The organism is Massilia violaceinigra (assembly GCF_002752675.1).
Classification (GTDB): domain Bacteria; phylum Pseudomonadota; class Gammaproteobacteria; order Burkholderiales; family Burkholderiaceae_D; genus Telluria_A; species Telluria_A violaceinigra.
On sequence record NZ_CP024608.1, the window covers coordinates 7,170,371 to 7,187,061 of the forward strand.

Below are 16,691 nucleotides of genomic sequence, written 5' to 3' on the forward strand. Positions count from 1 at the left end.
CTGATTACAAGGTAAGCAAACTCAACAATAAATGCGAGAAGCAACGTTGTCATCGTTTGGAGGATCACATGGTTCCATCGCGCGGCAATTATGCGGCACACGTTGCGACGGTGTATTGACGTATATTCACGCGTGAAGTTCCATCGATCAGTGAAAAAATCTAGTTTTTCGGATAATAGGGAGAAAATATTACCAATCTGAAAAGGTCGCAATTGAGCACCGGCGGGGAGATGGCCCATTCGCAGTTTCCTATGGAACCATAGCTCCACATTCTAGAAAGTTAGTAACAGAGCCGGGCGGCCATTCAGAATCAGAGTTTCATGCTGCAACTACAAGCAGCCAGCAATCACCGCTTCCAGCTGTGCCGCGTACTTCAGGTGCAGCGGGTCGCGCGCGCTGGCCAGCACCTTCTCGCCGTCGCTGGCATCGCGCCCCAAAGTGGGGGTCTGAAACTCTGGCCAGCGCGACCCAGCCGGCGCCGGCCAGCGCGCCCGCCTGGGTGACCTTGATCAGGGCCTCGCGCACCAGCCGGTTGCGCAGCTCGCGCCACTCGATCACCGCCTCGTAATAGCGCCGGTGACCGTCCGTGTCTCCGGAGGGGAAGGCGGTTAAGATCTGTTCGGTCTTGCGCGTGTTGTCGGCGAGCGCCGTCTTGATCGACACCCACATGTTGTCGCGCTCTTGATCGTTCATCATTCGTGGCCTTAAATAAAAAAAGCCACCCGGCCACACGATCCTGGTTCCGGCACTGATGGCGTGGTGGATCTACGCATTCGGGTTCTCGAGCAAGGCCAGACGCTATTTCGCGCACTGACAAGCCCAGGGGGTGTGGGGATGAATTGGCCGTGTAACGGGGCGGCGCTGCCGTTTACCGGGGTTGCCCCCGGCAAATTATCAAAACCCTTATAATTGATCCGCAACCCTACGCCAGGGCCCGGCCGCGCGCGGCTCACGCATTCAATCGTTGTGTCTATGTCTACAAATAAACCGATCAAGCATTTCCTCCAGTTTTCCGACTTCACCTTGGCCGAGTTCGAGTACGTCATCGAACGCGCCAAGATCATCAAGCGAAAATTCAAGAACTACGAGGTCTACCATCCCCTGATCGACCGCACCCTGGTCATGGTGTTCGAGAAAAACTCGACCCGCACCCGCCTCTCCTTCGAGGCCGGCATGCACCAGCTGGGCGGGGCCGCCATCTACCTCAACACCCGCGACAGCCAGCTCGGACGCGGCGAACCGGTGGAAGACGCCGGCCAGGTCATGAGCCGCATGTGCGACATCATCATGGTGCGCACCTTCGGCCAGGACATCATCGAACGCTTCGCCGCCCATTCGCGCGTGCCGGTGATTAACGGACTGACCAACGAACACCATCCCTGCCAGGTGCTGGCCGATATCTTCACCTACGTCGAACACCGCGGCTCGATCGCCGGCAAGATCGTCACCTGGGTGGGCGACGCCAACAACATGCTGTACTCCTGGCTGCAGGCGGCCGAAGTATTCGGCTTCCACCTGAACGTATCGACTCCCAAAGGCTACGACATCGACCATTCCGTGGTGTCGACCTCCCGCTTCACCGTCTTCGACAACCCGTCCGACGCGTGCCAGGGCGCCCATCTGGTCAACACCGACGTGTGGACCAGCATGGGCTACGAGAAGGAAAACGCGGCGCGCCTGGCAGCCTTCGACGGCTACATCGTCGATGCCGCCAAGATGGCGCGCGCCGCACCGGACGCGCTCTTCATGCACTGCCTGCCCGCCCACCGCGGCGAGGAAGTCGCGGCCGACGTCATCGACGGACCGCAGTCGGTGGTCTGGGACGAGGCCGAAAACCGCCTGCACGTGCAGAAGGCGCTGATCGAATACCTGCTGCTCGGCGAAATCGCCGGCAGCGCGGAATAACAACACACCATCGTCAACCCAAGATTGGAATTTCCATGAGCGACATCAAAAAAGTAGTCCTCGCCTATTCGGGCGGCCTGGACACCTCGGTCATCCTCAAGTGGCTGCAGGATAACTACAAGTGCGAGATCGTCACCTTCACCGCCGACCTGGGCCAGGGCGAAGAACTGGAACCGGCGCGCGCGAAAGCGATCAAGTTCGGCATCAAGCCGGAGAATATCTACATCGACGACGTGCGCGAAGAATTCGTGCGCGACTTCGTATTTCCGATGTTCCGCGCCAACACCGTGTACGAAGGCGAATACCTGCTGGGCACCTCGATCGCCCGTCCCCTGATCGCCAAGCGCCTGATCGAGATCACGCGCGCCACCGGCGCCGACGCGATTTCGCACGGCGCCACCGGCAAGGGCAACGACCAGGTGCGCTTCGAGCTGGGCGCGTATGCGCTTAAACCCGACGTCAAGATCATCGCCCCATGGCGCGAATGGGACCTGCTGTCGCGCGAAAAACTGCTGAAGTACGCGGAAGATGCCGGCATCGCCGTCGACATGAAGCACAAGAACGGCGGCGCGCCTTATTCGATGGACGCCAACCTGCTGCACATCTCCTTCGAAGGCCGGCATCTGGAAAACCCGAGCGCCGAAGCCGAGGAAAGCATGTGGCGCTGGACCGTCAGCCCGGAAGCGGCGCCCGACCAGGCCGAGTACCTGGACCTCGAATACGAAAAAGGCGACATCGTGGCCATCAACGGCGTGCGCATGTCGCCGGCCGCCGTGCTGACGGAACTGAACCGCCTGGGCGGCAAGCATGGCATCGGCCGCCTGGACCTGGTCGAGAACCGCTACGTCGGCATGAAGTCGCGCGGCTGCTATGAAACCCCGGGCGGCACCATCATGCTGCGCGGCCACCGCGCCATCGAATCGATCACCCTGGACCGCGAAGTGGCCCACCTCAAGGATGACCTGATGCCGCGCTACGCGTCGATGATTTACAACGGTTACTGGTGGGCGCCCGAGCGCGTCGCGCTGCAAACCCTGATCGACCACACCCAGCAGACCGTCAACGGCTGGGTTCGCATGAAGCTGTACAAGGGCAATGTGATCGTCGTCTCGCGCGATTCCAAGACCGATTCGCTGTTCGACATGAACATTGCGACCTTCGATGAAGATGGCGGCGCCTACAACCAGGCCGACGCCGGCGGTTTCATCAAGCTCAATGCGCTGCGCATGCGCATCGCCGCCGTGGCCCGCGAAAAGCGCGGCCAGTAACATCATCATCCTGCGGCGGGCGGCTGCGCCCGCCGCAACCGGCCCGCCCGCGCGGCAACGCCGTGGCTGCGCATCCCTTGCCCGCCAAAAATTTCCCCATTCTGCAGGGCGAAATGTCCCGTGCCACCCCTCAACGATGTTACATTTATAGAGAACAACAGCGTACACGGAGAGAAACATGTTTACAGACCTGAGCATCAAGAACAAGCTGTTTCTCGGCTTCGGCGCCATCGTCGCCATCATCCTGTTCCTGCTGATTCTGGCCTACAACAATTTCTCCAAGATGTCGGATGCCAATCGCTGGGACCGCCATACCCTGGAAGTGCTGCTGGAAACTAACAAAATCGCCACCAACGTGCTGGAAATCCAGGCCGAGGCGCGCGGCTTCCTGCTCACCGGCGACGAACGCTTCCTGACGCCCCAGGTCAATGAAGAGAAGTTTCTTGAGGAAAATATCCGCCACGCCATCCTGCTGACCGCCGACAATCCAACGCAAAACGCACGCGTGCGCAAGGTCGACGAGATGACCGGCGTCTGGCTCAAGAACGTGATCCGCCCGCTGATCGCCAAGCGCCGCGAACTCGGCAAGGCGCCCGACGCCGCCCAGCAGATCAGCAGCTCGGCCGAACTGGCCAACGGTTTCCAGACGGTGAGCGAAGTGCGCTCCCTGATCGCCCAGATCGGCGAAGACGAAAACGCCTTGCTGGCGGCCCGCAGCGCCGAATCGGCGCAGCTGCAGAAAACCATGTCGCGGCTGCTCAGCGTGGGCGGCGTGATCTGCGTGGCGCTGGCCTCGATCGTGGCCTGGATGCTGGCGCGCGCGCTGTTAAATCCGCTCAACAACCTGACCGAGGCGGTCGGCAAGATCGCCGCCGGCCAGCAGTCGGCGCGCGCATCCGTGGTCTCGCGCGATGAACTGGGCAAGGTCACCGAGGAATTCAACCGCATGGCGCAGTCGATCCAGGACAGCCAGGCCAACGAGGCCGCCGCCACCAACGCGCTGCGCGCCAATGTCGACGCCCTGCTCGACGTGGTTTCCAAGGCCGCCATCGGCGACCTGACCGGCACCGTGACCATCACCGGCACCGACGCCATCGGGCGCATGGGCGAAGGCCTGAAAACCATGGTCGGCAACCTGCGCATCCTGCTCAACAACGTGCAAAAGGCCGGCATCCAGGTCACCACCTCGGCCACCGAAATCGCCGCCTCGGCCAAGCAGCAGGAAGCGACCGGCATCGAGCAAGCCCAGACCAGCATCGAAATCCTTTCGACCACCAAGGAAATCTCGGCCAACACCACGCAGCTGCTCAAAACCATGGAAGACGCCACCGCGGTGGCCGACTACACCACCAGCGCCACCGCCGACGCCCAGCAAAACCTGAAACGCATGGACAGCACCATGCAGCACATGGTCTCGGCCACCGATTCGATCAATGCCAAGCTGGCGGCGCTGTCGGAAAAGGCCAGCAACATCAACAGTGTTTTGATCACCATCACCAAGGTGGCCGACCAGACCAACATCCTCTCGCTCAACGCCGCCATCGAAGCCGAGAAAGCCGGCGACGCCGGGCGCGGTTTTTCGGTGGTGGCCACCGAAATCCGGCGCCTGGCCGACCAGACCTCGGTGTCGACCTGGGACATCGAGCAAATGCTCAAGGAAATGCAGTCGGCGGTATCGGCCAGCGTGATGGGCATGGACAAATTCTCCGAAGAGATCCGGCGCAGCGTGGGCGAAGTGCGCCAGGTGGGCGAACAGCTCTCCACCGTGATGGACCAGGTGCAGAAGCTGGCGCCCCAGTTCGACCTGGTGCTGCAGGGGATGCAGTCGCAGGCGGTGGGCGCCTCGCAGATTTCCGACACCATGATGCAGCTCAACGACGCCACCCAGCAGACCGTCGAATCGCTGAAAGCGACCAGCGAAGCGGTGCACCAGCTGCAGTATGCGGCGAGCGACCTGCAATCGTCGGTGGCGACCTTCTCGGTCAATACCTGACCGGCTGCGGCGATGAAAGTCATGGTCTTTCATATCGGCGCCGACCGCTACGCCCTGCCCCTGTGGGCGGTGGCGCGGGTGCTGCCGGCCGCCGCCCTCAAGTCCATTCCGCTCGCTCCCGATTACGTGGCCGGTCTGCTCGACCTGCACGGCGCGCCGGTGCCGGTAATCGACCTCTCGGCCCTGGCCGGCGTGGCGCCGGAGCAGCTGTGGTACGACTCGCGCATCATCCTGGTCGACTATCCGGTCGCCGACGGTGGTGCTGACGAAACCACGCGCCCGCTCGGCCTGCTGGCCGAACACGTGGTCGGCGTCGAGACCATCGATAGCGCCGCGCTGGCCGACGCCGGCGTGAGCGGCGCGCCGTTCCTGGGCCAGGTGGCCGCCGACGGCGCCGGCATGCTGCAACTGATCACCCTGGCACAGCTGCTCGCCCCCGACGTGCGCGCGCAACTGTTCCCCGCCACCGGAGAGGCGGCATGAAGGCGCGCGACCTCCTGCAGCAGGTAACGGGGCTGAACCTGACCGACGCCGTGGTGAACCGCGCCGTCGAACGGCGCATGCAGGCGCTCGCGCTGGACGACATGCGCGCCTACGACCGCCTGCTCGCGACCGGCGCGGCGGAACTGGGCGCGCTGACCGAACTGGTGGTGGTGCCCGAATCGTGGATGTTCCGCGACGCCGAAGCGTTTGTCGCGGCCAGCGCCTTCATTCAGCGGCGCTTGGCGGCCAAGCCGGTGCGCCCGGTGCGCATCCTGTCGGTGCCGTGCGCCGGCGGCGAAGAACCGTATTCGATGGCCATGTCGCTGCAAAGCGCCGGCGTGGCCGCCGCCGATTATGCGATCGACGCGGTCGACCTGTCCGAGGTGGCGCTGGCGCGCGCGCGCGCCGGGCGCTACACCCGCAACGCCTTTCGCGGCCGCCACCTCGATTTCCGCGAACGCTACTTCGTCGCCGCCGGCGCCGAGTACCAGATCGGCGACGATATCCGCGCCCAGGTGAGCTTCAACCAGGCCAACCTGCTCGATCCCGCCTTTTCCAACCGGCCGGGCTACTACGACGTCATCTTTTGCCGCAATCTGCTGATCTACTTCGACGACCCCACCGTGGCCAGCGCCATCGCCAGCCTGGCGCGCCTGCTGGCCGACGACGGCATTCTGTTCGCCGGCTATGCCGAGGTGCCGGCGTTCTGCCGCAACGGCTTCGGTGCGCTGCGCGCGCCGGGCGCGTTCGCCCTCGAAAAAACCGGCGCCCACGCCTCCTGGCCGGCGCGCATCCCGGCGCGCCAGCACGTGCGCCCGCTGGCGCCGCTGCGGCCCGCAACGCCCGCCCCCGCGCCCGTGCCGCCACCACCGGCATCGGCCGCGCCGCCAGTGCGTGCCGCGCCGCCGGCGGCCGCGCGGCCCGCCCAGGCCGACATGCTGGCGCGCGCGCGCCGCCAGGCCGACGTCGGGGACTACCAGGGCGCCGCCGCAGCCTGCCGCGAACTGCTGGAACAGAACCCCGATTCGGCCGATGCCTACTTCATCCTCGGCATGGTCAGCGAATGCGAGCAGCGCATGGCCGAAGCGGGCGACCACTGGCGCCGCTGCGTCTACCTGCAGCCGGACCACTACGAAGCGCTGTGCCACCTGGCGCTGCTGGCCGAGCAAAGCGGCGAACCGGCCCAGGCGACCGCCCTCAAGCAGCGCGCTGCGCGCATCTATCAGCGCCGCAATGACGGCGACCAACGCAAAGGCGCCCAATGACGATCGCGCCCGACCAGCCGCACGCGCCCGGCCTCGACGATTGCTGGAACAGGATCGGCGTGGCCGGCGACCTCAGTTGCCCCAAGCTCGAACAGCATGTCCACTGCCGCAACTGCGATGTGTACGAAGGCGCGGCGCGCCACAGCATGCAGCGTCCGGTGGGGCCGGGCTACCGCGAGGACTGGGCCGCCCTGCTGCGCCAGCCGCAGGCCGCGCGCGCGCGGCACGACAGCTCCGGGCTGGTATTTCGCCTGGGGCGCGAATGGCTGCTGCTGCCGGCCCGGATGGTGTCCGCGGTCGCGCCGCTCGCCGCCAGCCACTCGCTTCCGCACCGCAGCGGCGGCGCGCTGACCGGCATCGTCAACGTCGGCGGCACCCTGACGCCTTCGATCGCGCTGGCCAGCCTGCTCGGCATCGACGACAACGACGCCACGGTCCAGCGCGTACGCCACGTGTTCGCGCGCTTGCTCGTCATCGTCTGGGAAGAGCAGCGCTTCGCCCTGCCGGTGGCCGACCTGCACGGCATCCTGCGCTACGGCGCGGCCAGCGTGGGCGCGCCGGCGGCCACCCTCAACAGGGGCCTGCAGCGCTACATTACCGGCGTGCTGACCCACGGCGAGATGCGCATCGGCGTGCTGGACGCCCCGCTGATCGGGCACCAGCTCAACAGGCTGCTGCGATGAGCACCGGCAGCGGCGACCTCAGTCAATTCTCGATGCTGGACCTGTTCCGCATGGAGGCGGACGGCCAGACCCAGATCCTCACCGATGGCCTCTTGAGCATGGAGCGCGGCGGTGGCGACGCCGCCACCACCGAAGCGATGATGCGCGCCGCACATTCGATCAAGGGCGCGGCCGCCATCGTCGGCCTGGATGTCGTGGTGCAGCTCGCGCACGGCATGGAAGACGCCTTCATCGCCGCCCAGCATGGCCAGCTGCAGCTCACGCCCGCGCGCATCGACGCGCTGCTGGCCGGGGTCGACCTGATACTGCAGTTCTCGACTCTGGACGAGGCATCGCTGCCGGCCTGGCTGGAGCAGCACGGCGCGCGCATCAGCGCCGCCATGAACAGCATCGCCGGCATCGCCCGGATCCAGTCGGCGCCGGAGCTGGAAGCGTACCCGGTTCCGGGCGCGGCGCCGGCGCCGGACGTGGCGCTGCCCGAAGCCGCCGCGCCGCCCGCCGCGCCTGAAGAAGCGGCGCCGCATCGGGTCCAGGGCGCGCCCAAGGCGGCCCAGAACTTCGACCGCCTGCTGGCCCTGGCCAGCGAATCGCGCATCAACGCGCACCAGATGCACCCCTTCATCGCACAGCTGCAGCGCTTCAAGCGCAACCAGGCCAGCCTGTTCCAGGCGCTCGAACAGCTGCACGACGCCGTGGTGCGCAGCGGCGACCAGGCCTTGATCGAACAATCGGCCCTGACCGGCCAGAAGGCCCATCCGCTCAAGCAGTTCATGCTCGAACACATGGCCGACATCGAAAGCTACGAGCGGCGCCTGCTGGGCGTATCGAAAAACCTGGTGGATGAAGTGCTGACCTTGCGCATGCGCCCTTTCCGCGACGGCGTGCAAGCGTTCCCGCGCATGGTGCGCGACCTGGCGCGCAGCCTGGGGAAAGAAGCGCAGCTGCTGATCGAAGGCGAAGAAACGCTGGTCGACCGCGACATCCTGGCGCGTATCGAAAGCCCGCTCAACCACATGCTGCGCAACGCCGTCGACCATGGCATGGAAAGCGCGTCCGAACGGATCGCCGCCGGCAAGCCGGCGCTCGGCACCATCGTGCTCGAAGCGCGCCACCGCGCCGGCATGCTCAATATCGAGATCGGCGACGACGGGCGCGGGGTCGACATCGAGCGCATCCGGCGCCAGGTAATCGAGCGCAAGATGGCCAGCGCCGCGATGGCCGAAGCCATGTCGCAGCCGGAGCTGATCGAATTCCTGTTCCTGCCCGCCTTCAGCCTGAAGGAAACCACCAGCGCCATTTCCGGGCGCGGCGTGGGGCTCGACATCGTGCACCAGACCATCCGCGAACAGAATGGCACGGTGCGCATCGAGTCCACGCCGGGCGCGGGCTTCCGTACCTTCATCACGCTGCCGCTGACCCAGTCGATCGTGCGCGCGCTGGTGGTCGACGTGCAGGGCGAAGCCTATGCGATCCCGATCGTCAAGGTCGAACGGGTGCTCAAGGTGCCGCAAAGCGAAATCCACACCCTGGAGAACAAGCAGTTCTTCGACTTCGGCGGCGAGCACCTCGGGCTCGTGTCGGCCGCCCAGGTGCTGGAACTGGGCCAGATCGGCAGCGGCGCCGGCGAACTGCCGGTGGTGGTGATCGGCACGGCCCAGCGCCGCTATGCGCTGGTGGTCGATGCCATCCGCGGCGAGCAAAGCCTGGCGGTGCAGGCGCTCGACCCGATCTTCGGCAAGATGCGCGACATCAGCGCCGGCGCCCTGCTCGACGACGGCGCCCCGGTCCTGATTCTCGACGTGCCCGACCTGCTGCTGTCGATCGACAAGCTGCTGCACGAAGGCGGCCTGCACCAGCTGGGCGCGCGCGGCGGCCCCGAAAAACGCAAGGTCAAGCGCATCCTGGTGGTGGACGACTCGCTCACCGTGCGCGAAATGGAACGCAAGCTGCTGCAGGGGCGCGGCTTCCAGGTCGACATCGCCATCGACGGCATCGACGGCTGGAACGTGGTGCGCAGCGGCGACTACGACCTCTTAATCACCGACGTCGACATGCCGCGCATGGACGGCATCGAGCTCGTTGGCCTGGTCAAGAAAGATATCCACTTGTACAAACTGCCCGTCATGATCGTCTCCTACAAGGATCGCCCGGAAGACCGCGCGCGCGGCATGAGCGCCGGCGCCGACTACTACCTGACCAAGGGCAGCTTCCACGACGAGACCCTGCTCAACGCCGTGTTCGACCTGATCGGAGAGGCGGGCCTATGAAAATCGGCATCGCCAACGACGTCGCCATGGCGGCCGAAGCGCTGCGCCGCGTGGTGGCCAGCACCAGCGAGCACCAGGTGGTGTGGATCGCCCGCACCGGCCTGGAAGCGGTGCGCATGTGCGTCGACAACCGTCCGGACCTGGTCTTGATGGACCTGAACATGCCGGAACTGGACGGGGTCGAAGCGACGCGCCAGATCATGGAAAAGGCGCCGTGCGCGATCCTGGTGGTGACCGGCCAGCCGCAGGACAACGTCAGCCAGGTGTTCCGCGCGCTCGGCGCCGGCGCGCTCGACGTCACCGCCACGCCACTGCTGGCGCGCGGCGGCGGGGGAGATAGCGCGCTGCTGCACAAGATCAAAACCATCGGCAAACTGATTCGCGTCAGCGGCGCCGACGCCCATCCCGCGCAGCCGCCCGACCGCTTCGACGGCAAGATCAAGCACCTGCTGGCGATCGGCTCCTCGACCGGCGGCCCGATTGCCGTGGCCAAGGCGCTGGCAGGGTGGAATCCGGCGCCCGGCACCGCCATCGTGGTGGTCCAGCACATCGATGAAAACTTCGCCGCCCATTTTTCCAAGTGGCTGGGCGAACAGCTGGTCATGCCGGTGCGGGTGATCGACGACGGCGACGCGCTCGAAGCGGGCTGCGTGCAGATCGCCCGCACCAACGACCACCTGGTCATGAGCGCGCGCCACCGCCTGCACTACGACGAAGCCCCGCGCGACTACGCCTACCGGCCTTCGGTCGACGTGTTTTTCCATTGCGTGGCACGGCACTGGGACGGCGACGCCACCGGCGTGCTGCTGACCGGGATGGGGCGCGACGGCGCCAACGGCCTGCTCGCCATGCGCCAGGCCGGCAAGACCACCATCGCCCAGGACCAGGCCAGCAGCGCTGTGTACGGAATGCCACGCGCGGCCGCCGAGATTGATGCCGCGCAGCAAATTTTGTCCTTGGAAAACATCGGACGGGCATTGCGCAGTAGAATTGGGACCAAACCGGCCGGAAACTAGCGCCGGGCTCCTTACCGAAAAGCTGATACCGATGTCTGACGTTTACAAAACCTACATGCCGGAGCCGGCCGTTTTCAAGGTCCGGGTCCTGATCGTGGACGACCAGCCGATCATCGTCGAGGCGGTGCGGCGCATGCTGGCCGACCAGGCGGACATCGAATACCACTACGTGCTCGACTCGGCGCTGGCACGCGAGACCGCCGAGCAGCTGCAGCCGACCGTGATCCTGCAGGACCTGGTCATGCCCGGCATCGACGGCTTCGGGCTGATCGCGCTGTACCGCGAGCACGACAGCCTGCGCCACGTGCCCGTGATCGTGCTCTCGGCCAAGGAAGACCCCAAGCTCAAGGCGCACAGTTTCGCCGTGGGCGCCAACGACTACCTGGTCAAGCTGCCGGACCGGCTCGAACTGCTGGCGCGGGTGCGCTACCACTCGGCGGCCCACATCAACCGGCTGCAGCGCGACGAAGCGTTTCGCTTCCTGCGCGAAAGCCAGCACAAGCTGGCCGAAGCGAATATCGAACTGCAAAAGCTCGCCGCGCTGGACGGCCTGACCGGGATCGCCAACCGGCGCCGCTTCGACGACGTCATCAAGCTCGAATGGCAGCGCGGACAACGCGAGCAAAAGCCGCTGTCGGTGCTGATGTGCGACATCGATTGCTTCAAGGCTTACAACGACAGTTTCGGCCACCTTCCGGGCGACCTGTGCCTGAAAAAGACCGCGGCGGTGCTCACCGAGAACCTCAAGCGTCCGGCCGACCTGGCGGCGCGCTACGGCGGCGAAGAGTTTGCCATCATCCTGCCCGAGACCGACCTGGCCGGCGCGCAAGTGGTGGCCGACGCCGTGCGCAGCCACCTGGAAAAGCTGGCGCTGGACAATCCGCAAGCGCCGGGCGGCATTGTCACCATGTCGATCGGCGTGGCCAGCGTGGTGCCGTCGCGCGCCGACACGCCCGAAAAACTGACCGCACGCGCCGACAAGGCCCTGTACGCCGCCAAGACGACCGGACGCAACCGCGTGTGCACGGCTAACGCCGAGGCCGAGACCGCACCTATTTCCACCTGAAGAAGGAAGTCCATGAGCATGATTCAAAACGTCGCCGTCAGCAAGAAATCGAATATCTACTTCGACGGCAAATGCGTCTCGCACACGCTGTTGCTGGCCGATGGCAGCAAGAAAACGGTGGGCGTGATTTTCCCGTCGCAGCTGACGTTCAACACGGCGGCGCCGGAAGTGATGGAAATCGTCGCCGGCAAATGCCGGGTGAAGCTGGCGGGCAGCGAAGCGTGGCAAGACTACGCGGCGGGAGAGCGCTTCAGCGTCGGCGCCAACACCGCCTTCGACATCGAAACGACCGAGACGCTCGACTACGTCTGCCACTTCGGCTAAGCCGCGGCGGGCGCATCCCCAAGGAAAAAACGGACGCCTTCCGGCGTCCGTTTTTTCGTCCGTCCTATACTGCTACAAGCGATTACTGCACAAAGCGGATATGACGCAGCTTGTAGCGCACGCCCTGCTGATCGCCCCACTTCGGCAAGGTGCCGAACGGCATGCCGATGTTGCGCAGGTCGAAGCAGGGATCGGCCGCCGCAATCAGCGCGCTGACCTTGACCGTGACCGGCGTCCAGCTACCCGGGGCCGGACGGCCGAACAGATGATCGCCCGACTTGCAGTTGGTGCCCGGGCTTTCCATCTTGACCGCCAGGCCGCCGGTGTTGGCCCCATAGCTGCCGACATTGATCTCGAACCGCAGGGTGCCGCCGGCGAAGTTACTCAGATTCACGGGCGTGCCGGTGATCATCGCCAGGCCGTCGCCACCGTCAGCGGCGAAGTTCAAGTCCAGCCCATCAGCGGGCGTGATGGTGGCCTTGGTGTGGCTGCCATTGGACGAGTAAGTGGTCAGCACCAGGTCCCCCGTCAGCGCGCCCGCATTGAACACGCCGTAGGTCGGTCCCGGCAGCGGCGGCCCGAATACCACCGGTGGCGGCACCAGACTGGCGCAGGTGGCGGCATCGGCATCCTTGCCCGCGCCCGGCACCCAGCGGATGTTGGCGAACGAGGCGACAAACGCCTTCTCGGTATAGACCAGGAACGGCGTGTCGATCAGGGTGAAGTCGGCACCCTTGGCGGCAAAGCAGGACAGCGGTACTTTCACGCTCCGCTTCGTCTCCAGCGGCAAGCCCTTGAACAAACTGGTGGCGTCCACTTCGCCCGCGCAAGGGTGCTTGCAGTCCACCCGCATTTTCACCGCGCCGGCCGGCGCCTTGTGCACGATGGTGTCGAACACCAGGGCCGCGTCGGCATTGAGGTAGGCTTCGCGGTCGGCGGTGCTGGCCGCTTGCGAATAAAACTGGCCGGCGCCGCTCCAGGTGATTTTCTTGCCGTCCTGCTGGACATTGATCTGGGTGGTCTCGGCTTTGACGTTGGGCAAGGTCGTGACCGCGTTCAAGTCGGCGCCCAGCGCCAGCGACCACGCGCTCGGGTCGCCGATACGCGCCGTGTAGGGCGCCTGGTCGGCCGAACGGAACACCTCCAGATCGCTACTCGCCTGGCTGCCGTTACCGGCGATCTGGGCGCAACCGAGGGTCGGCGCCGTTTCGTCGAGCTTGGCCAGCCGGGTGTCGTCCGCGTAGCCCATCCCGAAGCCATAGGCAAATAGCGGATCGTAGCTGGCATCGCCTTTATTGGCCATCTGGCAAGCCGTTTTCGGCCAGGAAAACGATAGCTTGCCGTTCAGGTCCAGATTGACGTCGCCATTGTCCTTGCGGAACAGTACATCGGTGACACCCTTGCCTTCCGTGCCGGGCAGCCAGGCCACCACGAACGCGCTTGAGCGGTTCAGTTCCTTGTTGACCCAGACTGGACGGCCGGTGATCAGCACGGTGACCACCGGCACGCCCTTGCCGCTGACGGCATCGAGCACGGCCAGGTCTTCCGGATAGCGGCGCGCGTGCTCCAGGGTGCCGCTACGGCCGATGTCGCCCACGCCTTCGGCGTACGGGGTTTCGCCGATGACGGCGATGACTGCCTTGAAGTCGGCCACGTTGACGTCGGCGGCGTTCGGGCGGTAGACCACGTTGGCATCGCCGGCCACCGATTTGATCGCCGTCAGGATGCTGTCGGCGTTCGGGAAGTCGGCATTGGTATTGGCCGTGCCCTGCCAGGTCAGCGACCAGCCGCCGGTTTGATTGGACAGGTTGTCGGCGCTTTTGCCGACCACCAGGATCTTTTCACCGCGCTTGAGCGGCAACACCTTGTTATCGTTTTTCAGCAGCACCAGCGACTTTTGCACCGCTTCGCGCGCCAATGCGCGATGCTGCAGACGGCTGGCATCGGTGTAGGGGCGTTCGAGCGGCGCCTTGGCGGTCATGACGCCGGCGCGAAATTTCACGCGCAGGATGCGGGTGACGGCATCATCGATGCGCGCCATCGGAATCTCGCCCTTGTTGACCGAGGCGATGGTGTTGTCGATAAACTCTTTCCACTTGTCCGGGACCATGATCATGTCGACCCCGGCGTTGATCGCCTGTGGGCAACTGCCGTCGCTGCAGCCCGCTACCTGGGCGTGGCCGTTCCAGTCGCCGATGACGAAGCCGTCGAAACCCATCTTGGTCTTGAGGACATCGGTCAGCATCTCTTTGCTGCCGTGCATCTTACCGACCTTGATAGTCAAGCTGTCATTGTCCCAGCTGTTAAACGACGCCATCACGGTCTGGGCACCGGCGCCCAGGGCGTGGTAATACCCTTGGCCATGCATGTTGATCATGTCGTTGCGGCTGGACATGTTGACGCCCTGATCCCTGCCCAGATCGGTGCCACCGTCGCCAATGAAATGCTTGGCCGTGGCGATGACGTTGCCGCTGCCGGCAAAATCGTTCTGTAAGCCCTTGACCATTTCACGCGCGTATTTGGTCACGATCAAGGGATCTTCGGAATACCCTTCGTAGGTGCGGCCCCAGCGGTCGTCGCGCACCACCGCGAGGGTCGGGGCGAAAGTCCAGTCGATACCGGTGGAATATACTTGAGCGGCCACGGCCGCGCCGATGCGGCGCATCATGGCCGGATCGTTGGCCGCGCCCAGGCCGATGTTATGCGGGAACATGGTAGCGCCGAACACGTTATTGTGGCCGTGCACTGCATCGGTACCCCAGATCACCGGGATCTTGACCTTGGAATCGGTCGCCATCGACGCTTTCCAGTAGGCGTCGGCCAGCTTGACCCACTCTGCCGGCGCGGCCAGCTTGTTGTTGCCCGGGAAAGAACCGCCGCCGTTCAGCACCGAACCGATGTAGTACTGGCGCACCTGGTCCGGGGTGATACTCTTGATTTCAGGCTGGGTCATCTGTCCGACTTTCTCAGCCACGGTCATCCCGGCAACGATGGCGGCGATGGCGGACTCCATCGCCGGATCTTTCTTGATATCGCTCGTCACGTTCGGGAAGTCGCTGTACTGCGTCACCTTGTCGACGGCGACGGGCGGCGGCTTGGGGGTGTCCGGCTTGGCCGGGTCGCTGTCGCCATCGCAGGCGGCCAGCATCGCGCCACAGGCGGCCGCTGCCAGCCCCATGCGGATCAAGGTACGTAACTTGTCTTGCATATTGTTTGTCTCCCGTTTGAATGGCCGGCGCCCCAAATTGGAAGCGCTTCCCGTGCACATTCATTATTTATCAGAATTGATTAAAAAGATAATATTTTCTGATCTATCGACGGGATTGGCGCGCCCTCCGCAGGCGCGCAGGCGCAGGCTAGACGAAGACAGGCTCGGTTTCGAGGGCGACGCCGAAGCGCGCCAGCACATCGGCCTGGATCGCACGCGCCAGCGCGAGCACCTCGGCGCCGCTCGCGCCGCCGCGGTTGACCAGCACCAGCGCCTGCTTTTCGTAGACGCCGGCCGCGCCCAGGCTGCGTCCTTTCCAGCCGCACTGGTCGATCAGCCATCCGGCCGCCAGCTTTTCGCTGCCGTCGCCCTGCGCGTGGTGCACCAGCGCGGGATGCGCCGCCAGCAAGGCCGCGCACTGCGCGCCGCCGACCACGGGATTCTTGAAGAAGCTGCCGGCATTGCCGATCCGGGCGGGATCGGGCAGCTTGCGGCGCCGGATCGCCACCACCGCGTCGCTCACCTGCTGCGCCGTGGGCGAGGCCAGCCCCGCAGCAGCGACTTCCTGCGCCAGCTCGGCATACTTCAGGTTCGGCGCCCACGCGCGCGGCAGCGCGAAGGTGACGTCGACAATCACCAGCCCCGCCCCCTCGGCATGCTTGAACACGCTGTCGCGGTAGCCGAAGCGGCAGGCCGCCGCATTCATCACGCGCAGGCGCCCGCTGGCCAGCTCGACCACGGTCAGCGAGTGGAACAGGTCCTTCACTTCCGCCCCGTAGGCGCCGATGTTCTGGATCGGCGACGCCCCCACCGTGCCGGGAATGAGGGCCATGTTTTCCAGCCCGCCCAGCCCCTGCGCCAGCGTCCATTGCACGAAGCCGTGCCAGTTTTCGCCGGCCCCGGCCCGCACCAGGACGCTGCCACCCTGCTCGCCCAGCACCTCGCGCCCTTCAATGCCCATGTGCAGCACCAAACCGTCGAAGTCGCCCGTGAGGACGATGTTGCTGCCGCCGCCGAGCAGCAGGCGCGGCAGCGCGGCGAGGACCGGATCGGCCATCACTTGCGCCAGCTGTTCGACCCGGGTGAGCTTGAGATAGGCGCGCGCGCGCGCGTCGATGCCGAAGGTATTGACGTCACGGAGGGAGAAATCGGGCGAAATGGCAAGGTCTGGTGGCATGAATGAGCGTTGTTTAAGCATTTAGGGGGCCAAACC

General features: G+C 65.1%; 13 protein-coding genes. 10 read left to right on the forward strand and 3 right to left on the reverse strand.

Annotation, left to right across the window (positions count from 1 at the left end):
• Window positions 1-318: 318 nt before the first annotated feature.
• Window positions 319-696: a hypothetical protein gene (locus CR152_RS30975; RefSeq protein ID WP_099881437.1), complete on the reverse strand. Its 378-nt coding sequence runs from the start codon at window positions 694-696 to the stop codon at window positions 319-321.
• Between the two features lie 276 nt (window positions 697-972).
• On the opposite strand from CR152_RS30975, the gene argF reads away from it, so the two are divergent.
• The 10 genes from argF (at window position 973) to ppnP (ending at window position 12,270) form a co-directional block, all read left to right on the forward strand.
• The gene (gene argF / locus CR152_RS30980) at window positions 973-1,905 is read left to right on the forward strand and encodes an ornithine carbamoyltransferase (protein WP_099881439.1); all 933 of its coding nucleotides are present in this window, start codon (window positions 973-975) and stop codon (window positions 1,903-1,905) included.
• Between the two features lie 35 nt (window positions 1,906-1,940).
• The gene (locus CR152_RS30985) at window positions 1,941-3,173 is read left to right on the forward strand and encodes an argininosuccinate synthase (protein ID WP_099881441.1); all 1,233 of its coding nucleotides are present in this window, start codon (window positions 1,941-1,943) and stop codon (window positions 3,171-3,173) included.
• 178 nt (window positions 3,174-3,351) lie between these two features.
• Window positions 3,352-5,166, forward strand: a complete 1,815-nt coding sequence (locus CR152_RS30990; protein ID WP_099881443.1) for a methyl-accepting chemotaxis protein — start codon at window positions 3,352-3,354, stop codon at window positions 5,164-5,166.
• Window positions 5,167-5,178: 12 nt separating this feature from the next.
• Window positions 5,179-5,649, forward strand: coding sequence for a chemotaxis protein CheW (locus tag CR152_RS30995; RefSeq protein WP_099881445.1), 471 nt, complete (start codon window positions 5,179-5,181; stop codon window positions 5,647-5,649).
• A complete protein-coding gene (locus tag CR152_RS31000; RefSeq protein ID WP_099881446.1) occupies window positions 5,646-6,914 on the forward strand; it encodes a CheR family methyltransferase in 1,269 nt (422 codons plus the stop codon). Before CR152_RS30995 ends, CR152_RS31000 begins: the two co-directional genes overlap by 4 nt.
• Window positions 6,911-7,597: a chemotaxis protein CheW gene (locus CR152_RS31005; protein WP_099881448.1), complete on the forward strand. Its 687-nt coding sequence runs from the start codon at window positions 6,911-6,913 to the stop codon at window positions 7,595-7,597. The genes CR152_RS31000 and CR152_RS31005 overlap by 4 nt, the downstream gene beginning before the upstream one ends.
• The gene (locus tag CR152_RS31010; protein ID WP_099881450.1) at window positions 7,594-9,864 is read left to right on the forward strand and encodes a hybrid sensor histidine kinase/response regulator; all 2,271 of its coding nucleotides are present in this window, start codon (window positions 7,594-7,596) and stop codon (window positions 9,862-9,864) included. The genes CR152_RS31005 and CR152_RS31010 overlap by 4 nt, the downstream gene beginning before the upstream one ends.
• Window positions 9,861-10,880, forward strand: a complete 1,020-nt coding sequence (gene cheB / locus CR152_RS31015) for a chemotaxis-specific protein-glutamate methyltransferase CheB (RefSeq protein ID WP_099881452.1) — start codon at window positions 9,861-9,863, stop codon at window positions 10,878-10,880. Before CR152_RS31010 ends, cheB begins: the two co-directional genes overlap by 4 nt.
• Window positions 10,881-10,911: 31 nt before the next feature.
• On the forward strand, window positions 10,912-11,946 hold the full coding sequence (locus CR152_RS31020; RefSeq protein WP_099881454.1) for a diguanylate cyclase: 1,035 nt from the start codon (window positions 10,912-10,914) through the stop codon (window positions 11,944-11,946).
• A gap of 12 nt (window positions 11,947-11,958) precedes the next feature.
• The gene (ppnP, locus tag CR152_RS31025; RefSeq protein WP_099881456.1) at window positions 11,959-12,270 is read left to right on the forward strand and encodes a pyrimidine/purine nucleoside phosphorylase; all 312 of its coding nucleotides are present in this window, start codon (window positions 11,959-11,961) and stop codon (window positions 12,268-12,270) included.
• Window positions 12,271-12,352: 82 nt separating this feature from the next.
• Here the strand turns inward: ppnP and CR152_RS31030 are convergent, their stop codons facing one another.
• Together CR152_RS31030 and murB are read right to left on the reverse strand one after the other, a co-directional pair.
• Window positions 12,353-15,478 (reverse strand): glycoside hydrolase family 3 protein, encoded by a 3,126-nt coding sequence (locus tag CR152_RS31030; protein ID WP_229413722.1) that lies wholly within the window; start codon window positions 15,476-15,478, stop codon window positions 12,353-12,355.
• 148 nt (window positions 15,479-15,626) lie between these two features.
• The gene (gene murB, locus CR152_RS31035; protein ID WP_099881458.1) at window positions 15,627-16,655 is read right to left on the reverse strand and encodes a UDP-N-acetylmuramate dehydrogenase; all 1,029 of its coding nucleotides are present in this window, start codon (window positions 16,653-16,655) and stop codon (window positions 15,627-15,629) included.
• Window positions 16,656-16,691 lie beyond the last annotated feature (36 nt).

Coding starts and splice junctions, on each gene's coding strand:
- CR152_RS30975 (WP_099881437.1), bottom strand. CDS start 696: ATGATGAACGATCAAGAGCGCGACAACATGTGGGTGTCGATCAAGACG.
- argF (WP_099881439.1), top strand. CDS start 973: ATGTCTACAAATAAACCGATCAAGCATTTCCTCCAGTTTTCCGACTTC.
- CR152_RS30985 (WP_099881441.1), top strand. CDS start 1,941: ATGAGCGACATCAAAAAAGTAGTCCTCGCCTATTCGGGCGGCCTGGAC.
- CR152_RS30990 (WP_099881443.1), top strand. CDS start 3,352: ATGTTTACAGACCTGAGCATCAAGAACAAGCTGTTTCTCGGCTTCGGC.
- CR152_RS30995 (WP_099881445.1), top strand. CDS start 5,179: ATGAAAGTCATGGTCTTTCATATCGGCGCCGACCGCTACGCCCTGCCC.
- CR152_RS31000 (WP_099881446.1), top strand. CDS start 5,646: ATGAAGGCGCGCGACCTCCTGCAGCAGGTAACGGGGCTGAACCTGACC.
- CR152_RS31005 (WP_099881448.1), top strand. CDS start 6,911: ATGACGATCGCGCCCGACCAGCCGCACGCGCCCGGCCTCGACGATTGC.
- CR152_RS31010 (WP_099881450.1), top strand. CDS start 7,594: ATGAGCACCGGCAGCGGCGACCTCAGTCAATTCTCGATGCTGGACCTG.
- cheB (WP_099881452.1), top strand. CDS start 9,861: ATGAAAATCGGCATCGCCAACGACGTCGCCATGGCGGCCGAAGCGCTG.
- CR152_RS31020 (WP_099881454.1), top strand. CDS start 10,912: ATGTCTGACGTTTACAAAACCTACATGCCGGAGCCGGCCGTTTTCAAG.
- ppnP (WP_099881456.1), top strand. CDS start 11,959: ATGAGCATGATTCAAAACGTCGCCGTCAGCAAGAAATCGAATATCTAC.
- CR152_RS31030 (WP_229413722.1), bottom strand. CDS start 15,478: ATGCAAGACAAGTTACGTACCTTGATCCGCATGGGGCTGGCAGCGGCC.
- murB (WP_099881458.1), bottom strand. CDS start 16,655: ATGCCACCAGACCTTGCCATTTCGCCCGATTTCTCCCTCCGTGACGTC.